Raw genomic sequence first — 14336 nt, forward strand, 5'->3', positions numbered from 1 at the left:
ACCAACGAGCCCGCCGCCCAGATCACCGAGATGGTCAAGCGGTACGGGGCCCTCACCGCCGTCGACGGGCTGACGCTGACCGCGCGCCGCGGTGAGGTGACGGCCATCCTCGGGCCCAACGGCGCCGGCAAGACCACTACGATCGAGGTCTGCGAGGGGTACCGCAGCGCCGACGGCGGCGCCGTGCGGGTCCTCGGGCTCGACCCAGCGCGGGAGGCGGCCGCGTTGCGCCCCCGGATCGGCGTCATGCTGCAGTCAGGCGGCATCCCGCCGGCGGTGCCCGCCAGGGAGTACCTGACGCTGCTCAGCCGGTTCCACGTCCGGCCGCTTGAGGTGGGCTGGCTGCTGGACATCGTGGGGCTCGCCGCGTCCGCCCGCATCCCGTACCGCCGGCTGTCCGGCGGGCAGCAGCAGCGCCTGTCGCTGGCCGCCGCGGTCATCGGCCGCCCCGAGCTTGTCTTCCTCGACGAGCCAACCGCGGGGATGGACCCGCAGGCCAGGCACGCCACGTGGGACCTCATCGGCGAGCTGCGCGGCGACGGCGTGAGCGTGATCTTGACCACGCACTTCATGGAGGAGGCCGAGCGGCTGTCGGACCACGTCGTGATCATCGACGTGGGCCGCGTCGTCGCGGACGGCTCCCCGGCCGCGCTCACCGGGTCCGCCGGGCAGCTGCGCTTCAGGGCCGAGCCCGGCCTGGACACCGACAGCCTGCTCACCGCGCTGCCCGCGGGCAGCGCCGCCAAGGAATCTCCGGCCGGTCACTACCTGATCGAGGTGCACGGGCCCGTCGAGCCCAGGCTGCTCGCGGCCGTCACCGCCTGGTGCGCCGAGCGCGGCGTGCTGCCGAGCACGCTGCGGATCGAGTCCCGCACGCTGGAGGACGTGTTCCTTGAGCTGACGGGAAGGGAGCTGCGCGGATGATATCTGAGTCCGTGGCCGCCGGCCGGTTCACCCCCGCGCCCGGCGCGGCTCCGCTGCGGCGGATGGTCACCGCGCAGGCCGCCCTGGAGACGAGGACGCTGCTGCGCAACGGCGAGCAGCTGACGCTCACCCTGGTCATCCCGCTGTTGCTGCTCGCCGCCTTCAGCCTGGAGCCGCTGGTGAACTTCGGCGCGGGCATCACGAGGATCGACTTCCTCACCCCAGGGGTGATCGCGCTGGCCGTGATGTCCACCGCGTTCACAAGCCAGGCGATCGCCACCGGCTTCGAGCGCAGGTACGGGGTGCTGAAGCGGCTCGGCGCCACCCCGCTGTCCCGGCCCGGGCTGATCGCCGCCAAGACGGTCACGGTGGTCGCGGTGGAACTGCTGCAGGCCGTCCTCATCGTCGTGCTCGCGGTCGCCCTCGGCTGGTCGCCGGACGCGAGCCCCGCGGCGATCGTCACGGTTCCGCTGCTCGTGCTGCTCGGCACGGCCGCGTTCAGCGGGCTCGCGCTGCTGCTGGCGGGCACGCTGCGCGCCGAGGCCACGCTGGCCGCCGCGAACCTGGTGTACGTGGTGCTGCTCGGCGTCGGCGGGGTGGTCTTCCCGCTGACGAAGTTCCCCGCCGGGGCGCGGTCGTTCCTCGAACTGCTGCCGACAGGGGCGCTGTCCACCGCGCTGCGCGACGTGCTCGCCAACGCCGGGGTGCTCCCGGCCAAGGAGACCGTGGCGCTGCTCGTGTGGGCCGTGGCCGGGATCGCGCTCGCCGCCCGTTACTTCCGGTGGGAGTAAGAACCGCGCAGAGCGCCGGCCGCCCGCGCGGCCGGGCGGGCTTGGCGCCAGTCGCGCTGCCCGCCGCGCTGGTCCTGTCCGGCGCGGTGTCGGTCCAGGCGGGTGCCGGGATCGCCGACCGGCTGTTCGGCCAGGTGCCGCCGGCCGCGGTGACGACCCTGCGGCTGTGGGCCGCCGCGCTGATCATGGTCGCGATCGGCTGGCGGGGCGCCGCCCGGGCGGTCGCCGACCTCATCGGCAGGCGAGCCTTCCGCGACGCAGCCGCCACGGCCTCGTTCGGAATAGCTCTCGCTGTTATGAATTTCTCGATTTACCAGGCAATCGAGCGGATTCCCCTGGGCGTCGCCGTCACCGTCGAGTTCCTCGGGCCGCTGGCGGTCGCGGTGGCCGGAGCTGGCCCGCGGCGGCCGGCCAGCCTGGCGTGGGCGGGGCTCGCCGCGGTCGGCGTGCTGCTGCTCGCGCAGGGGTCCGCCGGGCGTCTCGACCTGGCCGGCGTGGCGTTCGCGCTCGTCTCGGCCGCGGGCTGGGCGGGGTACATCCTGCTCAGCAGGGCGACAGGGCAGCGGTTTTCCGGCTCATCAGGGCTGGTGATCGCGATGTGCGTGGCGGCGGTGCTGGTCACCGGGCCAGGAGTCGCCGCGGGGGCGCCGACGATGTTCAGGCTGCCGGTCCTGGCCACCGGTGCCGCGGTCGGGCTGCTGTCCTCGGTGATCCCCTACTGGCTCGAATTCGAGGCGCTGCGGCGGGTGGCGGCGCGGGTGTTCGGCGTGTGGATGAGCGTGCAGCCCGCCGTCGCGGCGCTGATCGGGCTTGCCATGCTTGGGCAGCGGCTCAGCCCGGCGGAGTGGGCCGGGATCTGCTGCGTGGTCGTGGCCAGCGCCTGCGCCGCGCGCGGGGCATTACGGGGCATTACGATGGAGGCCGTGTCTTCCTGGCTAGCGCGCGTGACGGCCGCGGTGCTGCGGCCGGCCCAGGCCACGGTGCGCGGGTTCGCGCTGGCCGCCGTGATCTCCAACGCGGTCATCATCTCGACCGGCGAGGCGGTGCGGCTGAGCTCCTCGGGCCTCGGCTGCCCGGACTGGCCGCAGTGCACCAAGGCCAGCGTGGTCGCCGCGCACTCGGTGGGCCAGACGATGCTGAACACCTGGATCGAGTTCGGCAACCGGCTGCTGAACTTCCCGCTGGTGGCGATCGCCGGGCTTGCGTTCATCGTCTGCTGGCAGTACAGGCAGGACGGCCGGCGCAGGCGTGACCTGGTGTGGCTGTCGGCCGCGCTGCCGCTCGGCGTGATCGCCCAGGCGGTCGTCGGCGGCATCGTGGTGCTGACCAGGCTCAACCCGGCCATGGTGGCGGTGCACTACCTGCTGTCGTCGGCGATCCTGGCGGCGGCGGTCGTGCTGCACGTGCGGGTGGACGAGGGCGCGGGCCCCGCGCGCTCGCTGGTCCGCACGGACCTGCGGGTGCTCGCCGGGCTGCTCGTCGCGGTGACCGCGCTGATGCTCGCGGCGGGCACCGTGGTGACCGGCACCGGACCGCTGGCCGGCACGGTGATCGACTCCGACGGGCACCGCACGACCGTGCCGCGGTTCCATTTCGCGCTGGAAAGCGTCACCCAGCTGCACGCGGACATCGGCTGGTTTATCGGCGCGCTCGCGGTGGCGCTGGTGATCGGGCTGCGGTACTCGACCGCGCCGCGGGCGGCGGTGCGGCTCGGGTGGGTGGTCCTGATCGGGCTCGGCGTCCAGGGCGTCATCGGCTACGTGCAGTACTTCAACCACCTGCCGGCCGGGCTTGTCTGGGTGCACGTCGTCGTGTCGGTGCTGCTGTGGATCTGCGTGCTCCGGCTGTACCTGGCCACCAGGGAGCGGACCGCTGAGCCGGCCGGGCCGGGGGGCGCCCCCGCCCCGGCGGTCCCGGTCACCGAAGAACTCCCGGCCCGATGACGGCGGAGGCCCCGGCTCCCCCGCCGCCCCCGGCCCCCCCGGCTCCCCCGGCTCCCCCGCCGCCACTGGACGGGTTCCGGGTGCTTGACTTCACCAGGTTCCTGGCCGGCCCGTACTGCACGATGGTGCTCGCCGACCTCGGGGCGGACGTGATCAAGCTCGAGCAGCCGGGCTCTGGCGACGACTCCCGCGTGTTCGGGCCGTTCCTGCACGGCGAAAGCTACTCCTTCGCCCAGGTGAACAGGGGCAAGCGCAGCGTCTGCCTGGACCTGAGGCAGCCGCGGGGCCGCGCGCTTGCCCTTGACCTCGCGCTGCGCGCCGACCTGGTGATCGAAAGCTTCCGGCCGGGGGTCGCGGCGCGCCTCGGCCTGGACTATGCCGCGGTCAGCGGCCGGCGTCAGGACATCCTGTACTGCTCGATCAGCGGCTTCGGGCAGACCGGGCCGTACCGGGATCGCCCGGGATTCGACATCATGGCCCAGGGCGTCACCGGGCTGATGCGGATGACGGGGCCGCCAGGCGGGCGTCCGGCCAAGGTGGGGTTCGCCGTCAACGACATCGCCGCCGGGGTCACCGCGGTGTACTCGATTCTCGCCGCGCAGCTGGTCAGGGAGCGAACCGGCGTCGGCCAGTTCATCGACATCGCACTTGTCGACGCGCTGCTCCCGTGGACCGTGTGGGAGGCGGGCGTGCTGTTCGGCCGCGGTGACGCGCCGGCCCAGACCGGGACCAGGCACCGCATGTCCGCCCCGTACCAGGCCTACCGGACCGCGGACGGCTACGTGACGATCGGCGCGGGCACCGACCGGCTCTGGCGGCGGACGGCGGACGCGCTTGGCTGCCCGCAGTGGTGCGCGGACCCGCGGTTCGCCGACAACGACGCGCGGCTGGCGCACATCGAGGCGCTCGAGGCGGAGATCGAGGCGGTCACCACGACGCGGACCACGGCGCAGTGGATCGCGATACTCGACGCCGCGGGCGTGCCGTGCGGGCCGGTGCTCTCCTACGACCAGGTTTTCGCCGACCCGCAGGTCCTGGCCCGGGAGATGGTGGCCGAGATGGATCACCCGATCATGGGCACGATCAAGGTGCTCGGCCAGCCGGCCAAATTCAGCCGGTCGCGGGCCAGGGCCGGCCGTCCGGCCCCCTGGCTCGGCCAGCACAGCCGCGAGGTGCTGGCCGAACTCGGCCTGGACAGCGCCGAGATCGGCGCGCTTGAACAGGCCGGCACCACCTACGACGCGCATCCGGGGGTGGCATGACAGACCAGCTGCTGCTCGGCCGCGCCGCCAGCGCCGCCATCCTCACGATCAACCGGCCTGAGCGGCACAACGCGCTCACCTTCGACATGTTCCGGCGGCTGCCTGGCATGCTGGCGGCCGCGGCCGGCCTGCCGGGGGTACGCGCGCTCGTGCTCCGCGGCGCCGGGACGCGGTCGTTTTCGGCCGGCGCCGACATCACCGAGTTCGCGGCCGTCCGCGCCACCGCCGACCAGGGAGCGGCCTACGACGAGGCGGTCACGGCCGCAGAAGAGGCGATCGCGGGCTTCCCCCATCCCACCATCGCCCAGATCCACGGGTACTGCTACGGCGGCGGCTGCGGGCTCGCCCTCGCCTGCGACGTCAGGTACGCCGCGCCCGACGCCCGCTTCGCTATCACCCCCGCCAAGCTGGGCATCGTCTACCCGCTGCGGTCAACCAAGCGGCTCGTGGACCTGGTCGGCCCGTCCCGCGCGAAGATCATCCTGATGTCGGGAGCCGAACTCGACGCCGGCCGCGCCCTGTCCCTCGGCCTGGTCGACGAGGTCGCCGACGATCCCGGCCGGGCGGTCGCCGAGTTCGCGGCGCTGCTCGCCGCGCGTTCGGCCGTCACTCAGCGCGCCGTACGGCACACGGTGCAGCGCATCCTCGACGGCCAGTCGTTCGATGACGAGGAGCAGGGGCGGCTGCGCGCCGCCGCGCTCGCGGGCCCGGACTACGCCGAGGGCGTGCGCGCCTTCCTGGAACGCCGCCCGCCGTCCTTCGGGTAGCGCGGCGGGCGGTGGCCCGCTCATCCCAGGCCCGCCAGCCGCGCGTCCGGGGAGTTGAGGCAATTGGGCCGTTGGCGCAGCTGGCCCGATACAGCCGGGCCGTTGGCGCAGCTGGCCCAGTCGGGGAGGTCGGGGTAGCGGCCGGAGCGGGGGCTAGTCGTTGGCTGGCCGGCGTCGGCTAGCGTGACGCCACCTGCGGATGTGCGGGCAGCGGTGCCTGGTGCACGGCGTGCCGCGCGATCCCGGCCCCGCCCGGCGGCGCCCAGGGCGCGACCGGCGGGGCCGGGTGGCGGCTCAGGAAGGACATGCGGGCCACGTACATCAGCCCGAGCAGGTCGTGCTGGCGCTGCCGGAACGTCCCGAGCGGCAGCACGCCGCGCACGGCCTTGGCGTGCAGCAGCGCGAGTTCGGTGGCGGCGAGCTGATAGTCGCCCATGGCGGCACCGGCCGGCATGCCGCCGGTCGTCCTGGCCCAGTTGCGGGCCCGCCGGCGCTCGCGCAGCGAGGCGAGCATCACCACATCGTCATCGCTCACCAGCCCGGTCGCCCGGTAGGCGGGAAGGTAGTGCGTGATCAGCGCGACTATCCGGCGCCGGTCGGCCACCAGGACCGCGACGAGCCCGGCGAGCACACAGGACATGATGGCGTACGCCGCCGTCAGGCCCCCGGCGCCGTACACGGACAGCCCGTTCCAGATCCCGTGCAGCAGCATGGCCGCCAGCCAGCCGAGCGGCACCGCCCAGCCGGCCCGGCGGTGGGTGGCGGCGTAGGCGACGCCCAGCCCGGTCATCGACGTGAAGATGGGGTGCAGCAGCGGGGATGCCACGCCGCGCAGCACGAACGTGTAGCCGAGCAGGGCGACGCCGCCGTGTTCCGGAGTGATCAGCGCGCTGATGTAGTAGCCGACGTTCTCCATCATCGCGAAGCCCAGGCCCACCATGGCCGCGTACATGATGCCGTCGGTCGGGCCGTCGATCTCGTCCCGGCGCCGCCACAGCAGGCCGGCCAGGACCAGGCCCTTGAGCGTCTCCTCGACCAGCGGCGCGCCGAACGTCGCGGACACGTACTCGCCCGTGCCCGCGCCGAGCGCCGGCTGGGTCACGTACTCCAGCCCGGCCGTGTTGATGAGCAGCGCGAACAGGGCGGCGATGCCGGCTCCCCAGGCGAACGCGAAGACCAGGGCGCCCCGCGGCTCCGGCTCGAGCCGGTCAATGAACAGCACAAGCGCGACAAGCAGCGGCACCGGCAGCAGGGCCAGCGGGAGGGCGACGAGGACGGGCACCACGCCGTCGCCCGCGGCGACGCTCTGCCCCACGTCGATGCCGAGCGCGACGATCGCGCACGCCGCGGTGATCACGATGCCGGCGATGAACGCGATGCTGGTCCGGCCCGGGGCACGCCCCTCGATCACCGCCCTGGGATCGAATACCGGGGCGGGCTCGGTCATGCCCGGAAGCATACTGGGACCGCCGGGCCGGCGAGGTTGCCCAGGTTCCCCGAATTGGTCTAGACCCTATCTGCAAGGTGGTCTAGACCTACGGAGAGTGAATGTTCCGGAAACGGTCTGCCCCGGGCGGTTCCGCCTGGCCTGGGCGGGATAGGCTCTTACCCGTGACGGCGCCAAAGCCACACGGGGGGTTTCAGCCGCAGCTACGCGTCAGCAGAAGGGATCCGTGACGGTGAGCAACCACACCCTTGACTGGTCATCCACCGACGAACGCGCCGTCGATCTGGTCCGCGTCCTGGCGATGGACGCGGTGCAGCAGGCGGGTTCTGGCCACCCAGGCACCGCGATGAGCCTCGCCCCGGCCGCGTACCTGCTCTACCAGCGCCTGCTGCGGCACGACCCGGCCGATCCGAAGTGGCCCGGCCGGGACCGGTTCGTGCTGTCCTGCGGGCACTCGAGCCTCACCCTGTACATCCAGCTCTACCTGTCCGGCTACGGGGTCACGCTCGATGACATCAAGGGCTACCGCACGTGGGGCAGCATCACGCCTGGGCACCCGGAGCACGGGCTGACCCCGGGCGTGGAGACCACGACTGGACCGCTCGGCCAGGGCCTGTGCAACGCGGTGGGCATGGCGATGGCGGCGCGCCGCGAGCGCGGCCTGTTCGATCCCGACGCCGCGCCAGGCACCAGCCCGTTCGACCACTTCATCTACTGCTTCGCCTCCGACGGCGACATCGAGGAGGGCATCACCCACGAGGCGTGCTCGCTGGCCGGGCACCACCGCCTCGGCAACCTGATCCTCCTCTACGACGACAACCGGATCTCCATCGAGGACGACACGAACGTCGCCAAGTCCGAGGACGTCGGCGCCCGCTACGCCGCCTACGGCTGGCACGTGCAGCACATCGACTGGGTGACCGCGGCGGGCTACCGCGAGAACGTGCAGGCCCTGTACGACGCGTTCGAGGCGGCCAGGGCGAACGCCGCGGCGCCGTCGATCATCGTGCTGCGCACGATCATCGGCTGGCCCGCGCCGACCAAGCAGAACACAGGGGCGGCGCACGGCGCCGCGCTCGGCGAGCCCGAGGTCGCCGCCACGAAGGAGATCCTGCACTTCGACCCGGCCGTGAAGTTCCCCGCCGAAGAGGAAGCCGTCAACCACGCCCGCGCGGTGGCCGAGCGCGGCAAGAGGCTGCACGCGGAGTGGGACGAGGCCTTCGGCGCCTGGGCGAAGGCCAACCCGGAGCGCAGGGCCCTGTTCGACCGGCTGGCCAGACGGGAGCTCCCCGCGGGCTGGGAGGCGGCGCTGCCTGTCTTCCCCGCCGACCCGAAGGGAACCGGGACCCGGCGCGCCTCGGGAAAGATCCTCACCGCGCTGGCGCCGGTGCTGCCGGAGCTGTGGGGCGGTTCGGCCGACCTGGCCGAGTCCAACCTCACGACGATGGAAGGCGAGCCCTCGTTCATCCCGGCCGACCACCAGACCGCGATGTGGCCAGGCGGCCCGTACGGGCGGACGATGCACTTCGGCATCCGCGAGCACGGCATGGGCGCGATCATGAACGGCATCGTGCTGCACGGCGCCACCCGCCCGTACGGCGGCACGTTCCTGCAGTTCAGCGACTACATGCGGGGTGCCGTGCGGCTGGCCGCGCTGATGGGGCAGCCGGTCACCTACGTGTGGACGCACGACTCGATCGGGCTGGGCGAGGACGGCCCGACGCACCAGCCGATCGAGCACCTGTGGTCGCTGCGCAACATACCGGGCCTGGACATCGTCCGCCCGGCCGACGCCAACGAGACCACGATCGCGTGGCGCACCATCCTGCAGCACACCGACCGCCCCGCGGGCCTGTGCCTGACCAGGCAGAACGTGCCCACCTTCGACAGGACCACGTTCGCCTCCGCCGAGGGGACCGCCCGCGGCGCGTACGTCATGGCCGACGGCACCGACGTGATCCTGATCGGCACGGGCAGTGAGGTGCAGATCGCGGTCGCCGCGCGGGACCTGCTGGCCAAAGAAGGTATCTCCGTGCGGGTTGTCTCGATGCCGTGCGTGGAATGGTTCAACCAGCAGGACCCTTCCTACCAGGAAGATGTACTCCCGGCGGCGATGCGGGCGCGGGTGTCGGTCGAGGCGGGCATCACCGGGCCGTGGCAGGCGTTCGTCGGGGACGCCGGCGAGTCCATCGGCGTCAACCACTACGGCGCGTCGGCCGCCGAGGCCATCCTCTACAAGGAGTACGGGATCACCGCGGAGGCGGTGGCCGCCGCCGCCAAGGCGAGTTTGGCGACGGCCCGCGCCGGCGCGGCGGCCGGCGCCGGCGCGAACACCACAGCCCAGGCAACAACGAAAGGAACGCGGCAATGAACGACGTGCTCGGGCAGCTTACCGGGGCCGGCGTGTCGGTCTGGCTGGACGACATCAGCCGCGACCGGCTGCGCACTGGCAACCTGGAGACCCTGGTCAGGGACTATCACGTCCGCGGGGTCACATCGAACCCGACGATCTTCGCCCACGCGCTGAGCAAGGGCAACGAATACGACGACCAGATCAAGGACCTGGCGGTGCGCGGCGTCACCGTGGAAGAAGCGTCGCGGATGATCACCAGCTACGACATCCGGTGGGCCTGCGACGTGCTCCGCCCGATCTACGACGCCTCGGACGGCGTGGACGGCCGGGTGTCCCTCGAAGTCGACCCGCGGCTGGCGCGGGAGACCGCCAAGACGATCGCCGAGGCCAGGCAGCTGTGGTGGCTGGTCGACCGGCCGAACCTGTTCATCAAGATCCCCGCCACCGCCGAGGGGCTGCCCGCGATCACCGCGGCGCTCGCCGAGGGGATCAGCGTCAACGTCACGCTGATCTTCTCGCTGGCGCGGTACAGCGAGGTCATGAACGCGTACCTGGCGGGCCTTGAGCAGGCAGCGGCGAACGGGCACGACATCGGCACGATCGGGTCGGTCGCGTCGTTCTTCGTCAGCCGCGTGGACACGGAGGTCGACAACCGGCTGGACAAGCTCGGCACGCCGGAGGCCCGCGCGCTGCGGGGCAAGGCCGCGCTGGCGAACGCGCGGCTGGCCTACGAGCTGTACGAGCAGAAGCTTGACACGCCGCGGTGGGCGGCGCTGCGGGCCAAGGGCGCCAAGGTGCAGCGCCCGCTGTGGGCCTCGACCTCCACGAAGGACCCGGCTTTCCCTGACACGATGTACGTGGTGGACCTGGTCGCGCCGGACACGGTGAACACGATGCCTGAGGCGACGCTGCGCGCCACCGCCGACCATGGCGTGCTGCGCGGCGACACCGTGCACGGCACGTACGAGCAGTCGCGTCAGGTCTTCGCCAGCCTTGAGCACCTCGGGATCAGCTACGACGACGTGGTGCGGGTGCTCGAGGACGAGGGCGTGGAGAAGTTCGCCGCCTCGTGGAACGAGCTGCTCGAGACCATCAGGAATGAACTGAGCCTCAACGCGTAGGCAGCGCGCCAGGGCAACGCCACAGGGAACTGGAGGTTCCGAATGACCATGCCGAACGCCGGCGCCCGAGGTCCGGCGCCGGCGAATCCGGGCGTGATCGCGTCCGCCTGCGAGCCCGCCAACCCGCTGCGCGATCCGAGGGACCGCCGGATTCCGCGAGTGGCGGGGCCCTGCGTGCTGGTGATGTTCGGCGTCACCGGCGACCTCGCGAGGAAGAAGCTGATGCCGGCCCTGTACGACCTGGCCAACCGCGGCCTGCTGCCGCCGGGCTTTTCTCTCGTTGGCTTCGCGAGGAGGAACTGGGAGCACGAGGACTTCGCTCAGGTCACGTACGAGGCGGTCAAGGAGCACGCGCGCACCCCGTTCCGGGAGACGGTGTGGCAGCAGATGTCGGAGGGCATCCGGTTCGTCCCCGGCGAGTTCGACGACGACGCGGCCTTCGAGACGCTGGCCGAGACGGTCCGCCAGCTGGACCGCGAGCGCGGCACCGGCGGGAACTACGCGTTCTACCTGTCGATCCCGCCGAAGTTCTTCCCTGTCGTGGTCGGGCAGCTCAAGATGTCCGGGCTGTCCGACCCCGGACCGCCCGACCCGGTCACCGGGCGGGCGCCGTGGCGCCGGGTGGTGATCGAGAAGCCGTTCGGCCACGACCTGGAAAGCGCCCGCGAGCTGAACCGCATCGTGGACACCGTGTTCCCCCCTGAGTCGGTGTTCCGCATCGACCACTACCTGGGCAAGGAGACGGTCCAGAACATCCTGGCGCTGCGCTTCGCCAACACCCTGTACGAGCCGATCTGGAACCGCGGGTACGTGGACCACGTGCAGATCACGATGTCGGAGGACATCGGCATCGGGGGCCGGGCCGGGTATTACGACGGGATCGGGGCCGCGCGCGACGTCATCCAGAACCACCTGCTGCAACTGCTCGCGCTGACCGCGATGGAAGAGCCGGTGTCGTTCGACGCGGACTCGCTGCGGCAGGAGAAGGAGAAGGTGCTGTCCGCGGTCCGCCTTCCCGCCGACATCGCCGCGGGCAGCGCGCGCGGCCAGTACGCGGCCGGCTGGCAGGGCGGCCACCAGGTGATCGGCTACCTGGAGGAGGACGGCATCCCGCCGGATTCGCGCACGGAGACCTACGCGGCCGTGCGCCTGGCCGTGGACACTCGGCGGTGGGCGGGCGTTCCGTTCTACCTGCGCACTGGCAAGCGGCTGACCCGCCGGATGACGGAGATCGCGCTGATCTTCCAGCGCGCGCCGCACCTGCCGTTCGCGGCCACCGACACCAAGGAGCTCGGCAAGAACGCCATGGTCATCCGCGTCCAGCCGGACGAGGGGATCACCCAGCGCTTCGGCTCCAAGGTGCCCGGCTCGGCCATGGAGGTAAGGGACGTGAACATGGACTTCGCCTACGGCGAGTCCTTCACCGAGTCCTCGCCCGAGGCGTATGAGCGGCTGATCCTCGACGTGCTCATCGGCGACCCGCCGCTGTTCCCCCGGCAGGAGGAGGTCGAGCTCTCCTGGCGCATCCTCGACCCCATCGAGCAGTTCTGGGCCGAGAACACCAAACCGGAACAGTACGTGGCGGGCTCCGCCGGGCCCGCGTCCGCCGACGCGATGATGGCGCGCGACGGCCGGGCCTGGCGCCGCCTGTAGACCGGAGGCACGCTTGTCATGACTATCGACTTGACTGACACCACCACCGAAGCCATCGACCGCGCCCTGACCGAGGCGCGCCGCCGGCTCGGCGGCATGACGGTGGGCATGGTGCTCACCCTTATCCTGGTGACCGACGAGGAGGGTCAGTACGACGCGATCCGCGCGGCCAACCAGGCCGCCAGGGAACACCCGATGCGGGTCCTCGCCGTGATCACCCGCAAGCCCAAGGCGGACTCCCGGCTTGACGCGGAGATCCGGGTCGGTGAGTCGAGCCCTGGTGAGACCGTCGTGCTGCGGATGTACGGCCCGCTCGGGCAGCACGCGGACTCGGTGGTAGCGCCCCTGCTCGTCCCTGACGTGCCCGTTGTCACCTGGTGGCCGGAGAACGCTCCCGCCGTGCCCGCGGCCCATCCGCTCGGTGCGCTCGCCCAGCGCCGGGTGACCGACTCGGCGGCGGCCGAAGATCCGGAACAGGTGCTGGCCGCCCTGGCCAGGGCCTACCGTCCCGGCGACACCGACTTCGGCTGGACCCGCGCCACGCCATGGCGGTCGCTGCTCGCGGCCACGCTCGACCAGGAGCACCCCACGCTGGAAACCGGCGAGGTGCAGGCGGAGCAGGACAACCCGACGGCGGACCTGATCACCGCCTGGCTGGGCCTGCGGCTGGAGATCCCGGTACGGCGCACCGTCTCGGCCGGCCCGGGCATCACCGGGGTGGCGTTCGCGACCTCCGCCGGCGACATCCGGGTGAGCAGGACGGACGGCCGCACTGCCACCCTGTCCTGGCCCGGGCGGCCGGACCGGATGGTCGCGCTGCATCGCAGGGAGACCGCCGAACTGCTCGCCGAGGAGCTGCGCAGGCTCGACCCCGACGACGTGTACGCCGAGACGCTCGCCCGGCTCAAGCCGGCGGGCGCCGACCTGGTGGAGGCCGGCCCGTGAGCGCGCCGCCGGAGATCCTGGTCCACGCGGACGAGCCGCTGCTGGCCAGGGCGGTCGCCGCACGGCTGGTCACCAGGCTGGTCGACGCGGTGTCCGCCGCGGGGCACGCGCACCTCGTGCTCACCGGTGGCGGCATCGGCACCGCAGTGCTCGCCGAGCTTGGCGCCGCCCCGGCCAGGGACGCGGTGGACTGGCAGCGGGTCGACTTCTGGTGGGGTGACGAGCGGTTCGCCCCCACGGGGGACCCGGACAGGAACGAGACCGGGGCGCGGTCGGCGCTGCTTGACGGGATCAACGCCGACCCGGCGCGGGTGCACCCGATGCCTGGCCCGGACGGCCCTGACGGCGACGACCCGGAGGCGGCCGCCGCGCGCTACGCGGCCGAACTGGCCGCCGCCACCCGGCCGGAAGACCATGGCCCGGTCCCTGCCTTCGACGTGCTGATGCTCGGCATCGGCCCGGAGGGGCACGTGGCCTCGCTGTTCCCTGAGATGCCCGCCGTCTACGACAGCCGGCCGGTCGTGGCGGTGCGCGGCTCGCCCAAGCCGCCGCCGATCCGCATCTCGCTGACGTTCCCGTCGATCCAGGCCGCCCGCGAGGTCTGGATCCTGGCCTCAGGCGCGGAGAAGGCGGGCGCTATCGCGCTCGCGCTGTCCGACGCGGGCCCCGTGCAGGTTCCCGCCGCCGGCGCCAGGGGGCGCAACAGGACGCTGTTCCTGGTGGACGAGGCGGCGGCCGGCAAGCTCCCGCCCGACATCGGCAGGCCCGCAGCCCACTGACCCGCGCGACTACTGAGCGGGCGGGCCGGCGGCACGCGCGTCGCAGATCGCCGACCATGACCGCCCGCAGCCGCCGGAAGCGCTGGTCCCGTGACTGACATGGCTCAGGATCAGGGCGAGCGCGATCATCGCCAAGGTCGTCGCGGTCCATACGGACACGAAAGCCCGCGCGAGCACGGGCCGGGATAGCTGTCTGCGCAGGTGCCGCAGCGGTCGCCTGCGCGGCATGTCCTCGCCCAGGGCCAGCCGGTTGAACATGGACAGCAGCGACACCAGCGTCGGCGCGGTTCGGTGGAGTTCGTCGGCGACGCGGCTCAGGATCCGCCGCTCTCGTTCGCTCAGGCTCAGCAC

Annotated in this window: 12 protein-coding genes; 10 read left to right on the forward strand and 2 right to left on the reverse strand. The window is 72.3% G+C overall.

Features of this window, described 5'->3' with window-relative positions:
* Window positions 1-30: 30 nt before the first annotated feature.
* The 5 genes from Q1N79_RS23480 to Q1N79_RS23500 are packed head-to-tail and all read left to right on the forward strand — an operon-like array spanning window position 31 to window position 5687.
* Entirely contained in the window at window positions 31-924 is an 894-nt protein-coding gene (locus Q1N79_RS23480) for an ABC transporter ATP-binding protein (protein WP_300612541.1), read from the forward strand.
* Complete coding sequence (locus Q1N79_RS23485; protein WP_300612473.1) at window positions 921-1715, forward strand: ABC transporter permease; 795 nt, start codon at window positions 921-923, stop codon at window positions 1713-1715. The genes Q1N79_RS23480 and Q1N79_RS23485 overlap by 4 nt, the downstream gene beginning before the upstream one ends.
* The gene (locus Q1N79_RS23490) at window positions 1706-3658 is read left to right on the forward strand and encodes a COX15/CtaA family protein (RefSeq protein WP_300612475.1); all 1953 of its coding nucleotides are present in this window, start codon (window positions 1706-1708) and stop codon (window positions 3656-3658) included. Before Q1N79_RS23485 ends, Q1N79_RS23490 begins: the two co-directional genes overlap by 10 nt.
* Window positions 3655-4920, forward strand: a complete 1266-nt coding sequence (locus tag Q1N79_RS23495; RefSeq protein WP_300612477.1) for a CoA transferase — start codon at window positions 3655-3657, stop codon at window positions 4918-4920. The genes Q1N79_RS23490 and Q1N79_RS23495 overlap by 4 nt, the downstream gene beginning before the upstream one ends.
* Entirely contained in the window at window positions 4917-5687 is a 771-nt protein-coding gene (locus Q1N79_RS23500; RefSeq protein ID WP_300612479.1) for an enoyl-CoA hydratase-related protein, read from the forward strand. The genes Q1N79_RS23495 and Q1N79_RS23500 overlap by 4 nt, the downstream gene beginning before the upstream one ends.
* A gap of 178 nt (window positions 5688-5865) precedes the next feature.
* Here Q1N79_RS23500 and Q1N79_RS23505 read toward each other — a convergent pair whose 3' ends face one another.
* Entirely contained in the window at window positions 5866-7134 is a 1269-nt protein-coding gene (locus tag Q1N79_RS23505; protein WP_300612481.1) for a PrsW family intramembrane metalloprotease, read from the reverse strand.
* Between the two features lie 226 nt (window positions 7135-7360).
* On the opposite strand from Q1N79_RS23505, the gene tkt reads away from it, so the two are divergent.
* Genes tkt through pgl form a run of 5 tightly spaced genes read left to right on the forward strand, consistent with a single transcriptional unit; the run spans window position 7361 to window position 13985 of the window.
* Window positions 7361-9505, forward strand: a complete 2145-nt coding sequence (tkt, locus tag Q1N79_RS23510; protein WP_300612483.1) for a transketolase — start codon at window positions 7361-7363, stop codon at window positions 9503-9505.
* Window positions 9502-10608 carry a transaldolase gene (gene tal, locus Q1N79_RS23515; protein WP_300612485.1) on the forward strand — a complete coding sequence of 369 codons (1107 nt, stop codon included), beginning with the start codon at window positions 9502-9504 and terminating at the stop codon, window positions 10606-10608. Before tkt ends, tal begins: the two co-directional genes overlap by 4 nt.
* A 42-nt stretch (window positions 10609-10650) precedes the next feature.
* Entirely contained in the window at window positions 10651-12261 is a 1611-nt protein-coding gene (gene zwf / locus Q1N79_RS23520; RefSeq protein ID WP_300612487.1) for a glucose-6-phosphate dehydrogenase, read from the forward strand.
* Between the two features lie 18 nt (window positions 12262-12279).
* Window positions 12280-13206 carry a glucose-6-phosphate dehydrogenase assembly protein OpcA gene (locus Q1N79_RS23525; protein WP_300612489.1) on the forward strand — a complete coding sequence of 309 codons (927 nt, stop codon included), beginning with the start codon at window positions 12280-12282 and terminating at the stop codon, window positions 13204-13206.
* On the forward strand, window positions 13203-13985 hold the full coding sequence (pgl, locus tag Q1N79_RS23530) for a 6-phosphogluconolactonase (protein WP_300612491.1): 783 nt from the start codon (window positions 13203-13205) through the stop codon (window positions 13983-13985). Before Q1N79_RS23525 ends, pgl begins: the two co-directional genes overlap by 4 nt.
* Window positions 13986-13994: 9 nt before the next feature.
* On the opposite strand, the gene Q1N79_RS23535 is transcribed toward pgl, so the two are convergent.
* Complete coding sequence (locus Q1N79_RS23535; RefSeq protein WP_300612493.1) at window positions 13995-14336, reverse strand: hypothetical protein; 342 nt, start codon at window positions 14334-14336, stop codon at window positions 13995-13997.

The sequence above is a fragment of the Trebonia sp. genome, from assembly GCF_030042015.1.
Lineage (GTDB): Bacteria > Actinomycetota > Actinomycetes > Streptosporangiales > Streptosporangiaceae > Trebonia.

Excerpts from the sequence above, each read along its gene's own strand:
- Q1N79_RS23480 (WP_300612541.1), top strand. The coding sequence starts at position 31 with ATGGTCAAGCGGTACGGGGCCCTCACCGCCGTCGACGGGCTGACGCTG.
- Q1N79_RS23485 (WP_300612473.1), top strand. The coding sequence starts at position 921 with ATGATATCTGAGTCCGTGGCCGCCGGCCGGTTCACCCCCGCGCCCGGC.
- Q1N79_RS23495 (WP_300612477.1), top strand. The coding sequence starts at position 3,655 with ATGACGGCGGAGGCCCCGGCTCCCCCGCCGCCCCCGGCCCCCCCGGCT.
- Q1N79_RS23500 (WP_300612479.1), top strand. The coding sequence starts at position 4,917 with ATGACAGACCAGCTGCTGCTCGGCCGCGCCGCCAGCGCCGCCATCCTC.
- Q1N79_RS23505 (WP_300612481.1), bottom strand. The coding sequence starts at position 7,134 with ATGACCGAGCCCGCCCCGGTATTCGATCCCAGGGCGGTGATCGAGGGG.
- tal (WP_300612485.1), top strand. The coding sequence starts at position 9,502 with ATGAACGACGTGCTCGGGCAGCTTACCGGGGCCGGCGTGTCGGTCTGG.
- zwf (WP_300612487.1), top strand. The coding sequence starts at position 10,651 with ATGACCATGCCGAACGCCGGCGCCCGAGGTCCGGCGCCGGCGAATCCG.
- Q1N79_RS23525 (WP_300612489.1), top strand. The coding sequence starts at position 12,280 with ATGACTATCGACTTGACTGACACCACCACCGAAGCCATCGACCGCGCC.